Origin of the sequence: Mycoplasma milvi, assembly GCF_048284715.1 — a bacterium.
Classification (GTDB): domain Bacteria; phylum Bacillota_I; class Bacilli_A; order Mycoplasmatales; family Metamycoplasmataceae; genus Mycoplasmopsis.
In genome coordinates, this window is sequence record NZ_JBLWAH010000002.1 from 24,238 (window position 1) to 42,889 (window position 18,652).

Annotated in this window: 15 protein-coding genes; 2 read left to right on the forward strand and 13 right to left on the reverse strand. The window is 29.8% G+C overall.

What is annotated here, in order from left to right; genetic code table 4:
- Positions 1 to 18: 18 nt before the first annotated feature.
- The 13 genes from glyA to ACNQ13_RS00970 all read right to left on the reverse strand — a co-directional run bounded on the left by glyA (position 19) and on the right by ACNQ13_RS00970 (position 16,485).
- Positions 19 to 1,281 (reverse strand): serine hydroxymethyltransferase, encoded by a 1,263-nt coding sequence (gene glyA / locus ACNQ13_RS00910; protein ID WP_418035446.1) that lies wholly within the window; start codon positions 1,279 to 1,281, stop codon positions 19 to 21.
- On the reverse strand, positions 1,282 to 3,495 hold the full coding sequence (locus ACNQ13_RS00915) for a phenylalanine--tRNA ligase subunit beta (protein WP_418035447.1): 2,214 nt from the start codon (positions 3,493 to 3,495) through the stop codon (positions 1,282 to 1,284).
- Complete coding sequence (locus tag ACNQ13_RS00920; RefSeq protein ID WP_418035449.1) at positions 3,495 to 4,160, reverse strand: uracil-DNA glycosylase; 666 nt, start codon at positions 4,158 to 4,160, stop codon at positions 3,495 to 3,497. Before ACNQ13_RS00920 ends, ACNQ13_RS00915 begins: the two co-directional genes overlap by 1 nt.
- Entirely contained in the window at positions 4,150 to 5,106 is a 957-nt protein-coding gene (pheS, locus tag ACNQ13_RS00925; RefSeq protein ID WP_416754925.1) for a phenylalanine--tRNA ligase subunit alpha, read from the reverse strand. Before pheS ends, ACNQ13_RS00920 begins: the two co-directional genes overlap by 11 nt.
- On the reverse strand, positions 5,106 to 6,329 hold the full coding sequence (locus ACNQ13_RS00930; RefSeq protein ID WP_416741995.1) for a replication-associated recombination protein A: 1,224 nt from the start codon (positions 6,327 to 6,329) through the stop codon (positions 5,106 to 5,108). Before ACNQ13_RS00930 ends, pheS begins: the two co-directional genes overlap by 1 nt.
- Before the next feature lie 257 nt (positions 6,330 to 6,586).
- Positions 6,587 to 6,913, reverse strand: a complete 327-nt coding sequence (locus ACNQ13_RS00935) for a hypothetical protein (protein ID WP_416741994.1) — start codon at positions 6,911 to 6,913, stop codon at positions 6,587 to 6,589.
- A 52-nt stretch (positions 6,914 to 6,965) separates the two neighbouring features.
- Positions 6,966 to 7,622, reverse strand: a complete 657-nt coding sequence (locus ACNQ13_RS00940) for a hypothetical protein (RefSeq protein WP_418035450.1) — start codon at positions 7,620 to 7,622, stop codon at positions 6,966 to 6,968.
- 492 nt (positions 7,623 to 8,114) lie between these two features.
- Complete coding sequence (locus tag ACNQ13_RS00945) at positions 8,115 to 9,350, reverse strand: hypothetical protein (RefSeq protein WP_418035451.1); 1,236 nt, start codon at positions 9,348 to 9,350, stop codon at positions 8,115 to 8,117.
- 135 nt (positions 9,351 to 9,485) lie between these two features.
- A complete protein-coding gene (locus tag ACNQ13_RS00950; RefSeq protein WP_418018599.1) occupies positions 9,486 to 10,280 on the reverse strand; it encodes a Nif3-like dinuclear metal center hexameric protein in 795 nt (264 codons plus the stop codon).
- Between the two features lies 1 nt (position 10,281).
- On the reverse strand, positions 10,282 to 11,790 hold the full coding sequence (locus tag ACNQ13_RS00955; protein WP_416741990.1) for an RNA polymerase sigma factor: 1,509 nt from the start codon (positions 11,788 to 11,790) through the stop codon (positions 10,282 to 10,284).
- 10 nt (positions 11,791 to 11,800) lie between these two features.
- The gene (dnaG, locus tag ACNQ13_RS00960) at positions 11,801 to 13,630 is read right to left on the reverse strand and encodes a DNA primase (protein ID WP_418035453.1); all 1,830 of its coding nucleotides are present in this window, start codon (positions 13,628 to 13,630) and stop codon (positions 11,801 to 11,803) included.
- A 19-nt stretch (positions 13,631 to 13,649) separates the two neighbouring features.
- Positions 13,650 to 15,023, reverse strand: coding sequence for a glycine--tRNA ligase (locus ACNQ13_RS00965; RefSeq protein ID WP_418035454.1), 1,374 nt, complete (start codon positions 15,021 to 15,023; stop codon positions 13,650 to 13,652).
- 127 nt (positions 15,024 to 15,150) lie between these two features.
- A complete protein-coding gene (locus ACNQ13_RS00970) occupies positions 15,151 to 16,485 on the reverse strand; it encodes an MAG3090 family protein (protein ID WP_418033301.1) in 1,335 nt (444 codons plus the stop codon).
- Between the two features lie 350 nt (positions 16,486 to 16,835).
- On the opposite strand from ACNQ13_RS00970, the gene ACNQ13_RS00975 reads away from it, so the two are divergent.
- Both ACNQ13_RS00975 and ACNQ13_RS00980 read left to right on the forward strand, forming a co-directional pair.
- Positions 16,836 to 17,240, forward strand: a complete 405-nt coding sequence (locus ACNQ13_RS00975; protein WP_416741986.1) for a S1 domain-containing protein — start codon at positions 16,836 to 16,838, stop codon at positions 17,238 to 17,240.
- Between the two features lie 2 nt (positions 17,241 to 17,242).
- Positions 17,243 to 18,499 (forward strand): hypothetical protein, encoded by a 1,257-nt coding sequence (locus tag ACNQ13_RS00980; protein ID WP_416741985.1) that lies wholly within the window; start codon positions 17,243 to 17,245, stop codon positions 18,497 to 18,499.
- Positions 18,500 to 18,652: the final 153 nt, after the last annotated feature.

Genomic DNA, 18,652 nt, shown 5'->3' on the forward strand with positions numbered 1-18,652 from the left:
TTATTTCCACATAGCATTTTATAAATATGATTTTTTAATTGGGAATTCTTGAGTAAGAGCAATAACTTGAGCTTTCAATTGAGCTAGGTTTTCTTCTCCTTCAGGAGAGTTTAAGAAGTCTAAATTTCTAAGTGCATAATCAATGATGTCACACAATTCTTGTCACTTAGTAAATCCTCTACTTGTCATAGCAGCTGTTCCAAGTCTTATTCCACTTCCAAGAGTAGGTGAAAGTGTATCGAAAGGAATAGTGTTTTTATTAATTGTTATATTAATCTTTTCAAGTAGTGTTTCAGCTTGCTTACCATTAATATTGTAAGTTTCTAGTACATTAACCATAAATAAGTGGTTATCTGTCCCTCCAGAAACAATTACTGCTCCTTTATCTTTAAAGGCTTGGCAGAATGTTTGTGCATTGGTAATTATATCAGCAGCATATTGTTTAAACATAGGTTGCATTGCTTCATAAAAAGCTACAGCCTTTCCTGCAATAGCATGGAATAAAGGACCACCTTGGTAGCCTGGGAATACTCAACGATCTACTTTTTTAGCAATCTCTTCATCATTGGTCATGATAATACCTCCACGTCCACCACGTAGGGTTTTATGTGTTGTAGAAGTAATAATGTCAGCATATCCAACTGGTGAAGGATGTAATCCTGCAGCAATTAATCCAGCTATATGAGCAATATCAGCCATTAATTTAGCTCCACATTTGTCAGCAATTTCTCTAAATTTAGCAAAGTCTACTGTTCTAGAGTAAGCTGAATAACCACAAATAATTAAATCAGGTTTTTCAATTAAGGCTTGTTGTAAGATTGCATCATAATCTAATAATCCATCTTTAGATAACTCATAAGAAACTGAGTTATAAAAGATCCCACTAAAGCTAATTTTATAACCGTGTGTTAAGTGTCCTCCACAGTTAAGGGCTAGTCCCATAATTTTTCCACCAGAAGGTACTACTGAAGCAATCGCAGCAGCGTTAGCTACAGATCCTGAATATGGTTGCACATTAGCATATTTAACCCCAAAAATAGCCTTTAAACGATCGATGGCAGCTTGTTCAACTATATCAACATTTTCACAGTTACCATAGTATCTTCTACCAGGATATCCTTCTCCATATTTATTTGTTAACACTGATCCTTGAGCTTTAAGGACATCTTCTGAAACATAGTTTTCAGAAGCGATTAATTCAATATGATCTTGTTGACGTGCAAGTTCATTGTTAATTGCATCTTGCACAACTTTGTCATGTAATTCTAAATTCTTATACATCTATTCTCCTTTTTTATTGAATTTGGAATCAATAAGTGAAATTATTTGTTCGGTTCCCACAAAACGAACTGTTGTATTAACTTTGTCACCTTTTTGGAATTGATCAATGACTTTAACTGTTTGTAGTTCATTAGCAGCATTATCAATTTGATTGATAAAGTCAAGTGCCGGTGAAATATAATCATTTGCGTCTAATTCAAAGGTAATATCAAGTGTTTTTAAAGGTTCTAAGTTAACTGCTTGGAATTTTAGTTCTGAGCTTTGTTCATTAAACATAGAAGTTAAAATTTCAGCGTACAAGGTTCCATTTGTAGTGTCATATTTAGGGTGAATTTTTCCAATTCATCCTACCATTTGGTCATGGAAGATAATTTCAGCTGAAGCATTTGGGTGAATCATTTCATTATCTGCTAATGGAACAAATTTTAAGTCTTTTCCAGTTATATTAATTAAATCAAGTTGCATTTGTTTAAATGATTTAGTGCTACTTGCGATTCCATATACCATTACATTGTTATTAATCATCCCTTTTTCAAAGATATTAATATCATTCATTTTACGTTTTAAGTTGTATTCAACTACTCCAGCAAGTGAAGTTACAATTGAATTTCTAACTACTTCACGTTCTTTAGATACGTAAGTTTGTAAAACTTGGTTAGTTGTAAAGTTAAATGGATTAAAGAGTGCTTTTTCATGTGATACTAAGGTAAATGTTCTAACTTCTGAATATCCTTGAGCCACAAAGTTAGCTGGGGTAGGATTAGCTTTCATTGTTTTAAGAGGTACGCTTGGTAAAATTTCTTCTCCGATACCATCATATGAATAGAAACGTAAAATTTCTTCAATTACATCTTCCATTACATTAACATCATATCTATATTCAGGAATTGTAATCTTGCTTAAATCACTAGCTAACTTAAATCCTAAATTAGCCAGAGCTTGGTAAGCAAATTCTAAACGCTTAGCATCTAGTTTCCCTCCATAAGCAGCTAATTTATCTTGTTCAAATTTAATCGTTTTAGCATTATTTTGAGGTTCATTAGCAAACTGATTTTTACTTGGTTGCTTTAATAAAGCTTGTGCTAAAGAATTCATTCCTTGATATGCTAAATGCTTTGTAATAGGTCTAGAAGCTTGAGCACCAGCAGGATTTGAAGTCTTAATTTCTCTTAAGGTATGTCTAATTTCACTAGGCACAAAGGCTGCAACTTCAAATAAGAAGTTTCTTGTTTGTTCACTAACTTGGTATTGGTTTAGGACACTAACACCTGCAAGTGAAATTAAATCATTATTAGCATAAATAGCTAATACATCTTTAACTAAGATTTCTTTATCATCAATTGTTACATTTCCTGAGATTTTTTTAGCACTTAAAGTAGCTTGAGTTGGCAATTTATCCAAGTCATAAACTTGAGCCGGAGTTCCTGCCATTAGAAGCAACATATTAGCTACATTATTAGCTCAAGATTGATTAGTATCAAATCCATGTTTAGCTAGTAACATTTTATCAACTAAATCAACACTAGCTTGTGATACTGTAACTGGAAGATAAAATGCATCATTAATTGCTTTGTTATTAAGGTCTAATTTTAAATCACATACAAGTTCGCTAGCTTTAATTGTTGTATCCATTAATTGATAATTTACTTCAACACCATAATATGCAGCAAGCTCACGAGCTAGTACAAAATAACTATTAGCATCATTACGGTTAGCTGTAATTGAAATTTCAATTAGATAGTCATCTAAGCCTAATTTTTCAATTGGATCATCGTTTAATGAAGCAAAGCTTGGATCAAAAGTAACAATTTGGTCTTTTTGGCTTAATAATTTTCAATCATAACCAATTTCACTTCAAGCTCCAAACATACCTTGTGAAGGTAATCCTTTTAATTCTACTTCACTAAAAGTGAAATCACCTTTACTTGCTCCAACTGGGAAGCAAATTGTTAAATCTCCAGGTTTTAAGATACGGTTATTAGTTTGAATTGTATATTGACCTGATTTAGTTTTTACTTCAACTACGTCTAAACGATCGCTATTTGGATTAGGCTTTACTGAGATAACTTCACAGAATTGTAGGCCTTTAACATTACTAAATGGTTTAACTTCTTCAACCTCAAATCCAATGCAATTTAAGGTCTTTTCAACGTCACTTGCAGAAAGTTTAACTCCCTTAAGCAATGAATTTAAATGATTTAATGAAATTAACATTATGCCTCCTTATTAGTATCTCAATTAATTGCTGTGATACCTTTTTCTATTAATTTATCGTTGATTTCTTTAAAAATATGTGAGTTTTCAAAACCTTTTTTATAGCTAAATGGACTTGGGTGTGAAGTTATAATTAAGTTGCTTGCTGCAATTGGTAAATCTGCAACAAATTTAGCTGCTTGCTTACCAAGAGCCACTACAATGACATCAGGATTTTGTCTAACTACTTGTAATAAAACTTCATGAGTGAATTTTTCTCATCCAAAAGTAGCATGTGAATTAGCACTTCCTTCTGAAACTGTTAGCACTGTATTAAGTAATAAAACTCCTTGTTTAGCTCATGAAACTAATGAAGTATTATCTAATTTAGCATTTGGATAATCTTTTTTGATTTCAGTAAAAATGTTTCTTAAAGAAGGAGTTAACTTTCCATTACCAGTTGAGAAAGCTAAACCATCTGCATACCCAACAGTATGATATGGATCTTGACCTAAAAGGACAACTTTTGTTTCATGTACTTGAAAGAAATCAAATGCGTGAAACATATCCATTTGATGTGGTAAAACTTGAGCTTCCTTTTCAGCTACTTCTAATTTATTAATAATTATTTCAAAATAAGGCTTCTTACCTTCAACTTGTAAAATATTTAAAAAACTATCTTTCATGTCTAAATTGCTCCATTATTCTTAAATCATTTCTATATAAGTCTCTAATATCGTTAAATCCATATTTAATCATTGTAATTCTTTCAATTCCAAGACCAGCAGCTAGTCCATTAAATTCTGGATCAAAGCCCGCCATTGCTAAAACATTTGGATGTAGCATTCCAGCTCCTAAAATTTCAATTCATCTGCCTTTGTAAAGCACATCAACTTCAACACTTGGCTCAGTAAATGGGAAGTAGCTTGGTCTAAGTCTAATTTCAACTTGTTCTTCAAGTACATATGAAAGTAAATCTTTTAGTGTTCAAATTAAATTTCCAAAAGAAATTCCTTTTCCCACTGAAACAATATCAACTTGGGTAAATTGGTGTGAGTGGGTTGCATCATCTTCATCATTACGATATACTTTTCCAATTGCAAAGGTTGAAAATATTTTATTTGGATTTTCAGCTAAAACTTTAGCTGTAATTCCAGTGTTATGTGTTCTAAGTAATGTAGTTGGATTGAAGTATAAAGAATCATGCATAGCTCTAGCAGGGTGATCACTTGGAATGTTTAATCTTTCAAAGTTAAATAGATCAGTAACAATTTCACCTTCTTCTTGTTGATAGTAACCATGTTGGTAGAATCACTCTTTTAATCTGTTTTCAACGATTGTAATTGGGTGTAAACTAGCTGGCTTGCTTAAAGGCGCAGTTACATCAATAAATTCAGAATTAACTTTGGCTTGAATTTCTAATTCTTTAATTCTATTTTCAGCTTGTTCGAAGAAGTTATTGTATGCTGTTTTAAGTTGATTAATTTTAGCTCCAAGTTCTTTTTTCATTTCTACTGGTGCAGCTTTTAATTCATTTTGTAACTGCGCTATTTCACCTGTAGCACCAAAAGCTTTAGCTTTAGCTTGTTTTAAGTCTTCTAATGTATTTATAGTTTCTAATTTAAGCTCCATTATAGCTCCTTATTTTTTTTAATTAAATTTCAATATTTTTCTATATTTAATTCATTTGAATTTTGCTGAGGTCAATAAAATTGCATGTTTTTAATTTCATTAGGTAGATATTGTTGGTTTACATAATTATTGGCATAATCATGTGGATATTTATAATCATTTCCATCTCCTAATTTAGCAGCTGATGCATAGTGTGCATCCCGCAAGTGCTTAGGGATTTCATAAACTCCTCCAGAAGCAATCAGTTGTTCTACCTGGCTAATAGCTAAATATGATGCATTGCTTTTAGGTGCTAATGCTAGGTCTAAAATAGCAAAGCCAATTGGTAGACGTCCTTCTGGCATCCCTAAACGTTCAAAACTTCTAATAGCTTCTGCCACTCTAAGTGAAACATTAGGTGCAGCAAGCCCAACATCTTCGTATGCCACGCAAAGCATTCTTCTAAATAACCCATCTAGATCACCTGATTGTAAAATCAGCATTCCTCAATATAAAGCAGCATCTGGATCACTCCCTCTTAAAGATTTATGAAATGCTGATAAATTATTATAATGAGCACTTGAATCTAAATCTGAATAAAAGTTCACATTTGGCACAACTGTTTTAATCACTTCATCGGTTACTTCTTGTCCTTCATCAACACAGTTAGCTAGCATTTGTAAATTATTAATGCTAGAACGCAAGTCACCAGCTGATAAACGTGCTAGCGCTAGTAATTGAACACGTGACACTTTTAATCCTGGATAAGTGGATGCAACAATTTGTTCCAGTTTATTGACAATATCTACTTCAGAGATCTTATTGAATTGTAAAATTTGCATTCTGCTACGCACTGCTGGAACAACCTTAAAATAAGGATTCTCAGTAGTGGTTGCATATACAATTATTTTGTCAAATTCAACATATGATAACAAGATATCTTGTTTATCTTTATTTAGTCGATGAATTTCATCAATAATAATGCATTGATTGTTTTCTAAAATATTTACAAGTTTAGATTTTGAGTCAACTGAAGCATTAAAATAATCATATTTTAAGCCCAGATCATTTGCTAACGCTATTGCAGTAGATGTTTTTCCTGTACCAGCTTCTCCAAAGAATAAGAAGCTGCTTGTAATTTTATTTGCAACTACTTTTTTCAATAATTTTATGATATTTTGTTGGCCAACAATATCATTTAATGTCTGTGGTCTTAGTGCATTTGCTAAGTTTTGACTCTTCATATAAAACCTCATTTAATTAAATATAAATATTTAATTCAATTATACAACACTATATATTTTTATGCTTTCTAAAAAGATTAATATCAGTTGGTCATAAAGTAGCATGTATGTTCCTTATTTAACTAAATAAGCTGCTTGCTAATCAAAAAATATCTGGCATACAGTTCCAGATATTTTTTGATTGAAATTGTCCAATAAGACTATTGGTACATTTTAAATTATGCATTAGATTAAATGCATTTAAAGCTCACAAAATTTTATTCAATATGAGGATTAAGTGCTCTTTGCATTAATTCATTTACATATTCTTGAATTTTCTTAGTAAATTTTTCTTGTTCGTTTTTTGAAAGTTTAGCAGCTTTTATAGAAATACTTGTTAGTTTATCTGACATTTCTTGAGCAATCTGCATTGCGTTTTGTGGGTTAGCTGTGATTTTTGTTATCATTTCATCAAAAACTGTTTTCATTTCTTTTGAAATACTTTCAGAAGAAACATCAGAGTTGTTGCATGCTACAGCTGATATTGGAAGAACAACTACAGTTGAACTAAGCCCTATGCTTAATAATAATTTTTTAAATTTCATATTTTCTCCTTTAAATTATTTATCAAGAACGATTTATTTTTGCCATTAATTGCTATTTCTCTATTTCAAATTTATTATCAGAATTTATATGTTGCAAATTATAATATACATATTGAATTTGGTCCAATGCATCAACTTTTGAGATAAAAAAGTAATCAAGGTCATAATTGAACGAAAATAAAAAGTAAAATATTTTTTCTATTTCTTCATTATTGGCACCGAGATTTCTTCAAAATCTCATACTAAATTGTAATCTTTGCAATCTGGTTTTTTTATCTTTCGGATTGATATATCACGGCTCATATATTCTTATATTGAAGGATAATTTATCATATTGACTTTTTATATTTTTAAATGACAATTCTTCAATTTGATTTTTGCCTTCTATCAGCACTCGGTTTGAAATTATATCATGTGTAATATCTTTGCATAGAAGATATAAATTCCATGCGTTTATAGGGAACAACATAAAGCCCATTCAGCAAAATACATTAAGAAATGTTATGAATCCACCTTTAACCGCATAATTAAACGCTAAGCATTGTACAATTGCATAAATTATTCTAAAAATTGGCTCGCAAATTGCTCTAATTTTTACTCTTCTTTTAAGGCATCTTAAAATAATTTCATATACTTCATTATATTTCTTAATATTGCATATTACAGAATGATTTTCACTTATCTCTGTTCTTTTAGCTGTTGTAGGCATAACATACATTTGAGCTAACTTAAATCTCAAAAGATATAAGATATTCATCTCAAAGCAATATAGCAACACATAAAATAAATGCTATTCAAGATAGGGGTGATTCCAGGTTGCTTTTATAATGCATTCTTATCTCCGATTATTTTTAAATTCTTTATTTCTCTACGACATTGTTTTAGTTGATCTTTAAGTTAATATTTCATCTATTTGGCAATGAATAAAAAATCCCTATTAAACTATTTATAAGATGTTTAGAATACTAAGGTTAACACTTTTTTATCTATTTTATGTACTTTGATTAGCTTTCGAAAACATCTTATAAATTATTATAAATAAGAATAAAAACATTTTAATAAAATTGTAAAAAGTTTCCACATTTTGACTTTTGTTCCTATCTGCTAGTGAAAAATATGAAAAAAGCACCATTTCTGGCGCTTATAAATCTTACATAGTAGTTGATATACTTTAGTTATAGAATCCATCATTTAATCAACATTATAATGTTTTCAAATCTTCTTCTAGGTTGCTGATTAATTGTTGTATTATCACTTTAGTATCTGCGACTTGCTTATCTACATCGATAGTTATTTTGTTTGCTAACGCAGTCATGTTTATATATGACTGGATAGTACGTGTTCTCTCATTAAGACTATTTAATTCATTATTAAGTTTTTCAATTGCATTTTTTATCATTTCTCTATAAACAACATCAATTCCTTGTTCTACATATTCTTTAATAATAGTTTGTACATATCTTTCGCTTTTATCCATAAACTTAGAATTATCTTTGGCAGAATCAATATTCATATATCTATTCTTATTGATGAAAATTGTTTTTCTTAAAGCATCTTTAAGAATTTTAGGGCTATTGGAATCCGATATTTTGCTAATGATAAATAAGTCTTTAAAATTGTTGATTGCTTGCTGATTAGTAACATATTTTGTCTCAATGTATGAGTTAATTGAAAACTGCTTATCATCAATTGCAAACCTAGACTTATCCTCTAATAAGTCTGCTTTAACTAGTCTTTCTGGACATATTGTTCCTGCAAGACACCCATTTGTATCAAAGTATGAAACATCAAGCATTTGACTCATTAAGGTAGCTATCTTCAAATCTAAATTAACTTGTCAAAAAATATTTTCATTTTTTATTTTGCCTTCTAAATAGTTAATCCAATTCTTTGTTTCATTTGTGTCTAATTGTTTTAGCAATTTCAACATTCAAAAGTCGTGTTCATATTCTGTTGTTTCTTTTAGAAGTTCTGCAATTTTTAGATCTTGTTTGTAATTTCTTTCTACTGCATTTATATTTCGATTTCTATTTTCTTTATATTCATCAAAAATATGACTGATATGATTTTCTGAATTAGTTTCTGCTCTTTTGCCAAGGAATGTTGCAATATCATTTAATTCATCAATAATCACATTTAGTTTTTCGCTCTTGTCACTGATTTGAGAATCTTTTGCAATACGAGCATACTTAGCTAAAAGTTTATTTGTTTGATCAATAATACCATCTAGTTTTGAATATTTTGAATCATTATATAAAGCAGGAAAAGCTAGTAAATTACTGTAAATCCCTTCATTTATATTATCTACTGAATCAGATACCTTGCTATTTAATTTTGAAACATTACTATCTTTGTCAGTTTGATTGCATGAAAAAGCAAAAGCAAGTGGTGTAATTGCTAATGGAACTGCAAAATAGAATTGCCATGTTTTCTTCATTTTTCTCCTTTTATCTTACATATAATAAAATTATAAAGGAGAGTTGAATAATTTTGTGCAATAAGCAAAAAGTTTCCACATTTTGACTTTTGTTCCTATCTGCTAGAGAAAAATATGAAAAAAGCACCTAAGTGCTTATAAGTTGTGGTATGGTTCTTTAATGTCTTTTAACACGAATTTATATTCAGGGAGCATACCTGTTAAAATTTCATACATGTGTCATGCATAAACTTGCTCATCTAAATGAGGGACTTCTAAGATATTTGTATTCAATTGATCAAAGACAATTCAGTCACTTCATCTAAAATCGCTTGAAATGATCAAGTCTACTTGTGAGGCTAAATCATTTATTTGACCAATATACCCGCTACCTGATAAAATGGCTACTGTAGCATATTTGTCATTATATTTATCAGCTGGCACATTGGTTCTAAATGCAGATAAATGCATTTTATCTTCTAATAATTTTTTAAGTTCTAAAAGGGATTTATTTGCCTTAAACACAGCGCTAAAGGTTTGAGTCTTATCTCAATCCATTGAGGCTTCTAGACCCATATATTTAACGATTTGATATGAAGTTCCATATGGATCACAATCATAATTAGTGTGCATTGAATATGCTGTAATTTGATGCTTTCTTAATAAGTTTAGAATTTCACGTTTATAAGGAGCTTTCTTGTCTTCAGCAAGTCAAGTTGCTTCAAATTTAAATGGGTGATGGGTTAAAATTACATTGCAATCATTAGCAATAGCTTCTTGTAACACATCCATAGTTAAGTCAATGGCTAAAACTGCTCCTTTAAAGCGTTTGCTTTGAACAGTTTTTACACTATACCCAGATGGATCTCATATTTCTTTATTTACATTTGGATACATTGAATTAACTATAGCAATAAAATCTTTGATTTTTAAACTTTTTTCTTGGCGCATTTTAGTTCTTTAAATAATCCTTCAAGTTTTTACCATGTTTAACATTACTCTTTAATTTACGTAAAATCTTGTTTTCAATTTGTCTTACACGTTCTTTTGAAACACCACCACGGTCGATTGAAAGTTCTTCTAAAGAGTGCACTCTATATCTTTCACCATTTTCATCAACCCCTACACCAAAGCGCTTACAGATTAATTTTCTATCTTCTGGTTCAAGTTCACTAATCATATCATCAAGAATCTTGCTTAATTCTTCATGAGATGCATAATCAACTGGTGAAATGATGTTTTCATCTTTAACAAAGTCACTAAATGATGAATCATTTTCTTTACCAACTTGTTTATCTAATGAAATTGGGTCAATATTAATTTTTCTAATGTATCTAACTTTAGCAGCATCAAAGCCATTTCCGTATTTGTCTGCAATTTCATCATCGCTAGGTTCTCTTCCTAGTTCTTGTTGTAATTCACGTTCGATTTTAGAAATCTTATTGATTGTTTCAACCATGTGCACCGGCACACGAATTGTTCTAGCTTGGTCAGCTACAGCACGAGTAATTGCTTGACGAATTCATCATGTTGCATATGTAGAAAACTTAAATCCTTTATTAACATCATATTTTTGAACAGCTTTTAGAATACCAGAGTTACCTTCAGAAATAAGATCAATGAATGAAAGCCCTCTGTTCTTGTATTTTTTAGCATTGTTAATAACTAAACGTAAGTTTCTTTGGATTAGCTTATCTCTTGCTCTTTTTCCTCTGAAACCACCTTTTTCCATTTGTTCAGCTAATTTACGTTCTTCTTCAACAGTAAGTAATTCTCCATACTTACCAATTCATCTCATGTATCACTTAACAATATCGTTAGTTTCAGTTAACTTGTTAGATAAGTCAGCTTTTTTCTTAGGAGTTTCATTTAAGTCTACTGCTTCAACATAATCAAATGATAAAGCGTTTAGGTTAATATCAAGGTCATCAGATTCTTCAAAGAAGTTTTCATTTAATTTTTCTTCATCTTCTTCAGAATCATCGTCTTCTTCTTCCTCTTCTTCGATTTCTTCATCTGGAATCTTGTAATAATCTTCGTCAACTTCATCATCTTCAACGTAATCATCATCTACAAAGTCATCATCTTTGTCATCTTCGAAGTCAATATCCATATCATCGTTATCGATTTCTGGTAATTCCTCATCCTCATCATCTAAGTCAAGTGCTTTTGAAGTTTTGCTTTTTGCTTTTGACTTATTTTTAGCTTTATCTTCGTTGATTTCATCTAGAAAATCATCTGCTGAATAATCACCATCTAAATATTCTTCTTCATCTTCAGCAATGATGTTATTATCTTTTAATTCTTCAAGAAAATCATCAAATTCAGCATCATCAATAAATAAATTTTTAGCTGCTAGAACTTCTAGTAATTCATCTTGTGTGAAGTAATCCTTATGTTTATGTTTTAATTGTTGTTTTAGATAAGTTATCACTGTGTTATAGTCAAATTTATTATCCATACAACCCCCTTTATTTCTTTTTGAGCGTTAAACGCTTATTTTTGTAGTTTATTAGTAAACTAATTTGGTCCTGAATATATGTGGGAACAGGTACATTACCATTTTCTGGATATACAAAGTTTTTAAATTTTTCTCACTCAGCTACTTGCTCATTTAATGCTGGCATTAATGGAATTGAAGAACCATTTGTAACTTTTGCTTCATTAATATTTTCATCAATATAATCTTTGATAATTAAGTTATTAGCAGCAGAATTAGTATCAATTGTATTTAGCATTAGATTTAATGAGTGAGATATTTGATCAAAAATTTGTTTTGCATCTTGAGGCGTTTCAAGTGTAATAGTATATTCAAATAAATCTTTGATGTTTTCTGGCTTAGCAAAAATAAGCGCAACATCGGAAGTACTTTTGAGTAATTCTAAAATATTTTCATTACTCATTGCCCTAATTAGTAGAGCTAAACGATTTTGATTAGTTAATAAATCTACTTTTTCTTGGTAGCTTTTAGCATGCTTATAATCTACTAGTTCTTCATCATTATGAAATACATCATAATGAGGGGCATTATCCAACTCTTTTATAGTTAGTGTGTAATTATACTCTTTTTGTAGTAAGCCAGCTATATATTTTTGTTGTTCAATATCAAGCAGATCAATATATGATTTAAGCACTAAAATAAATTTAGAAAAGGCTTCATAATCTTTAAGAGTATCAACTTTATGCTTTTGCTTTAATTTTTCATAAATAAAGTTGACAGCTGATACTTGTGAGTTTTTAATTAGCTCAGTTAATGTTTCGACTCCATATGTATTTAAAATCTCATCAGCATCTTTTGAATAATTATTTTCAATTAAGGACACTGTAAAATTGTGCTCTAATAAAATTTTTACAGTGCGTAGTGCAGCATCTATTCCAGCTGCATCATTATCTAAGAATAAAATAACTTTGTTGTTTTTAATTAAATTTAAATGTTCCTTGGTTAGAGCAACTCCCATTAAGGCTACTACGTTTTCAAATCCAGCTTTATATAATGCAATTGCATCCATAAATCCTTCAACTATAATAACTTCTTTTTTGCTTGCAATTGCTTCTTTTGCATTATTGAAGTTATATAAGATCTTAGATTTATTAAACAATTCAGTTGCTGGAGAGTTAACATATTTTGCTACAGGGTGAGCTTCAATTGATCTGGCTGAAAATCCAACTAATTCATTGAATTCATTTCTAATTCCAAATGTAACTCTTTCTCAAAATAGTTCGTGTAGGTCACTATTAATTAAACCAGCCTTAAGCATGAGACCAGTGTCATAGTTGAGTGACTTTAAATACTCAAGGGTCTTATTTTTTGGTGCATAACCAATATCAAACTTTTCACGCAATGTTGCATCATCAAGTTTTCTAGCTTTAAGATATTCCATTGCAGCTGGATTAGTTAGCACTTGAACCTTGTAATATGAATTAGTAATTGAAAGCATATCAATCAATTCTAAAATTTCTTGTGAATAGGCTTGAACATTTTGTAAATTCTTTAATGAACTAAAATCATATTGAATTCCAGCTCTTTGAGCTAAGAATTCAAGTGCCTGAATAAAGTTTCAATTTTTAATCCGTTGTAAGAAACCTACAACATTACCAGAAGCTCCACAAGGGAAGCATTTAAAGATTTGTTTTTGGGGAGAAACTGTAAAACTTGGGGTAGAATCTTCATGAAATGGACAAAGTCCTACATAGTTATTTCCTTTTTTAGTTAAATTAATAAACTCAGAAATTACATCAACTATGTTAGAACTAGTAATTATCTGATTAACTAATTCCGTTGGGATTCTCTTGTTTTCCATTCTTTCTCCAAAATTTTAACTATTTATGTGAGGCTAAAAACTCATTTAGTTTAGAGGTTTCCACTCTAACTTGTTCCATTGTGTCTCTATTTCTTAATGTCACGCAATTGTCTTCTAATGTATCATAATCCACTGTTAAACATCAATATGTTCCAATAGCATCTTGACGACGATATCTTTTTCCAATTGAACCAGCTTCATCATATGTTACTGAAATACCTTGGTCAATTAAACTTGCAAAGATTTCTTTACTTGTTTCAGATAACTTCTTAACAAGTGGTAAGACAGCTACTTTGTATGGTGCAAGATCATAAGTAAATTTAAGCACAACTCTTGAATCATTTTCAGCAAGTGTTTCTTCATAGTATGCATCTGAAATGATTGCAAGCATTAAACGATCAAGACCAATACTTGGTTCAATTACATAAGGGATCACTTTTGTATTAGTTTCAGGATCTAAGTAATCAAGTGATTCACCTGTCGCTTTCATGTGAGAAGTTAAATCATAATTTGTACGGTTAGCAACTCCTAAAAGTTCTCCTCATCCAAATGGGAATTTAAATTCTATATCACTAGTTGCATCTGAATAGTGAGATAGTTCTTCTGGTTCATGAGCTCTAATACGAATACTATCTTGCTTGATTCCTAATTTTTGTACAAAGTTATAAGCCTTGTTAATGTAATAATCAAATCAAACATTTGCTTCTTCTGGTTTAGTGAAGAATTCAAGTTCCATTTGTTCAAACTCTCTTGTTCTGAAAATAAAGTTACCTGGAGTTACTTCATTTCTAAAACTCTTTCCTACTTGAGCAATACCAAATGGTAGTTTAGCTCTCATAGTTCTTTGAACATTTTTGAAGTTTACAAAAATACCTTGAGCAGTTTCAGGTCTTAAATAAACTTTTGATTTAGCACCTTCAATAACCCCTTGAGATGTTTCAAACATTAAATTAAATTTCTTGATTTCTGATCAATTTGTTTTTTCACCTTCATATTCTTTAATGTGATCTTTAACAAATTGTGTCATTTCTTCAAATGTCATTTTTTCAGGAATAATATTTTCATCATATTCTTGAATTAATTTATCAGCTCTATATCTTTTTCCATTAACTTTGTTTTCGATTAATGGATCAGAGAAATTAGATACGTGACCTGATGTCACTCAAACGTTTGGATTCATTAATATTTTTGAATCAATTAAAAAGTTATTTCCCTCTCTTAAAACAAATTCTTTCTTTCAAGCGTTTGCTATGTTGTCTTTTAATAAAGCTCCTAGTGGCCCGTAATCTCATGTGTTTGATAATCCACCATAGATTTCGCTTCCTTGGAATACAAATCCACTATTTTTTAAATGATTTACTATTATTTGCATTGAGTCTTTGTTATTTAGCATATTGCTATTTTACCACAATATTAAAAAATTATATTTTTTAATAGCATAATTTTGAAAAAATGAAAATAATTTTTCCACATTTTATTTTAGGCGCAAAAAAAGCACATAACGTGCTTTCAAAATAAAACTAAAGTGTTGGAATAATTCCGATTCCCATTAAGATCACAAGTGTGATTAGGATTCCGTATGACAATGCTAGTAAGAAGATAGCAAATCAGTTAACTGTGCTTTCAGTTCTTTCAGCCGGAACTTCTTTAACAACTTCTTTTTCTTCAGCTGGTGTTTGGAATACCATGAAGTGTTGTCTTTGAGCATCATGTCCAATGAAAATAGCGTAGTGGTATTGGTCTTTTGGTACAAATCCTACATGTTTATCATTGAATAAAACGTATGAAGTTTTTTGTGCTAATTTGATGTTTCCATTTAATGAACATACTGAATAAATGCAATTTTCAGCTGTGTTTGCTATTTCTGGTTTACCAATAATTTTTGCGTCAAATTCTTGTACTGATTTTGTAAGTGAGTACATAATTGCTGCAAGTAATTCTTTTAAGTCTTCTGCTTTAAGTTCTTTTTCTAATGCTTTAGCAACTTCTAGTACATCTTTGAAATTCTTTTCAATAGCTTTAACATCATCAACAGATGTTTCTGTGTATTCTAATTGAACTACTGTTGAACGCATTTTTCTAGCATAAATTGCTAATACTTTTAATTGTTCTTCAACAGGTAAGTCTCTTACATAAGCATATTCTACAATTTTGTCTTCGACTACTGAAACAACTGGAAGAACAACTTCTTCTTTTTCAATAATTACTTCTTTTGTTGCATCTTTTTCTAATTTTTCAGATTTTTCTCTTAATTCTTCAATTTCTTTTAATAGTTGTTCTTTATCTGAATCTGAGTCTTGTAATCTTTTGTAAAGTTCTTGTAATTCTTTTTCATAATCTGTTGCGTGTTTTGCTGATAATAAAGCTGATAATTCTGCTAATTTTTTGTTTAATTTTTCAATTTCAATATCTTTAGCTGATTTCTTTCTTTCAATTTTGAAATCATCGTCAACTGGGAAGTATGTTTCTGGGTCTTTTAAGATTTTGAAGTCAACAACAGCTTTTAAGTTTTTAGCTGCTTCTTTTTCATTTCTTAATCCTGTTTTAGAATCAATTGCTAATTCTTCTGCTGTTGCATCATATTCTAATCCACCATCGAATTTGTCAACATTAAATTCGTAGGCCATAACTTCTTTGTTGCCTCTTAATTCTTTTTCAGCAATTACTAATCCACCTCAGATTTTTTTATCTGTTTGGAATCATGTTGCAGCATCGTATCCTAATGATAAGAATCATGTCATAGCATCTTTACGTGACTTAAATAAAGCTAATGGGCTTTCTACTTTTGGGTGTTTTAAAGCTCATGGATAGTTTTTATCTTTATTTGGTCTATATAAACATTGTAAACGTTTCATTTTTCCTCTTTCTAATAGTTATATTAGCCTTTAGGCTAGTTATATTATTTTTCTATATATAAAAATTATATCCATTTCGTACCTTTTTTCTAATATTTTCACATTTTCTGTTTATCCTTAAAAAATAGCACTAAAAGTATGCAAAATGTAAAAAAAATAAAAAAATATTAGGTAATTTTAGGGCAAAATAGACTTTTGTGACTATACGCAAGTTATAAAATGCTAAATTTAATGGCGTTTTAACCTCTTGTGGTTAAATAAATTACTATCTAGTAAAATTAATTTTATCACATATTACTTTCGAGTTAATTTCCTCTAATAAATAAAAACTGTTTTATAATTCTATATATATGGAAACAAAATTATTATATAAAGTAGGACAAGTTGTAACAGCAAAGGTTACAAGAACAGGCAGCAAGTTTGCCCTCCTCGAAGATAAAAATAACAGTAAATTTATTATTTACAAAAATGAAGTAACTGATTTTTACAAAATGCAAGTGTACGATATTTTACAAGTAAAAGATATCGTAAATTTTGTTGTAATTGGATATGACCAAAATACTAATCAATATATTGGATCATTTAAAAGAAATCACCCTAACTTTTTAAAGAGTGAACAATATTTTAGTAACAGTAAAAATCGTAAAAATGAATTAAAGGAAACAAAAAATGGCTTTACTAATCTAAGAGAATTTACTTTATCTTATATTGATCCAGAAGCTAATGAAAATGAAGATACAAATATTAAGGAATAATTATGCCTTTAATTTCAATTAAGACTAAATATTACCAAGAAAAAAATACTCAAAATCAAGAATCTCAAGTAGCAAATGACATAATATCAAAGGTTAAGTCACTAAACTTTAAAGGTTCTTCTTTTTTAGGTTTTGATGATATTGCACTAAATTTTAAAATCAATGGGATTGATCGCATTGTAGATTTTTGTAATAAACTTTATCGCAGAAAAACTAACACCTTAATTATTTGATGCAAGAAAGAAAATCAAGTTGCCATTGATGCAGCATTACAATTCATCTTTGGAGCAAGCGATTATCACAAGGACAATAAGATAGAGTTGGTTTTTATCAATGAACAATTACCAGAACACATTGTTTCTAAGACTATTAATCATTATCTAAATATAAACAAGCAAGATAATATAGCTTTACTTTTTTTAGACTCACTAGGTTATGATGATAATCAGCAAGCTGCAGTAAAAAACTTTATCTCAAAATTCAACTATCAATCTAGCGAATTCTTAATTAAGAAATCCATCTATTTTATAGGTAGAAAAAATATTTTTAGCACAATTGATAACATCTCAATTCCCCGGGAAAATGCTTTTTTCGTGTCTAATGATATTCATTCCGATTATGCTTTATTAAGTGAAATTGGACTAATTTTGCTAGCTACTCAAGGTGTTAATATTGAAAAAGTTATAGCAGGTTATACAGATGCAAATAAAAACATCTTAAACCCTGATGTTTACTTTAATAACGCCTTGAAATTAGCGCTTTATTTAAATGAAAATGATACAAAAAATAATCCTGGTGGATTTATTAATTTAAATATCGCTTATGACTTATTCCTAGACAAATATGTTCATTTTTATGCTCAATCACTTAATAAAATTACACTTGAGGAAAGTATTCTAAATCAAGCAGTTTTATTTCCAAATGATATCCCTTGACAAGCTGAAGATATTTTATCTGGGCAACGCAATAAATTCATTTTATTTTGAACTTTAAAACAAAGATTTTTTGACTATCAACTCTCTTCAAACATTGAAAATGATGACTTAATTGATCAGCTAAAAAACTATACAATTAACCAATTTAATGAGAAATCTTATGACGTTTTCTTAAACTATTTAACTAGTTTTAATGATGATGTTAATGCTATTGAAATTGCGATAGAAAACAATAGCGAAGAAGCTTTAGGAGAGTTAATTTCACTTTGCTATTGAACCAAAATTTTCTATTGTATCATCAATGATATTGACCCATTTAAATAATAAAATATTATCTTTTAGTGCGCTAATGGCTTAAAAAAGTCTTGGCGTTTTTTCTTTGCACTTTACTTGTAACTCTATAATATAGTGATTTTAGTATATAAAACCATTTCCATAGGGCAGTGGCATAAAATTACAGATTTGTGATACTATTTA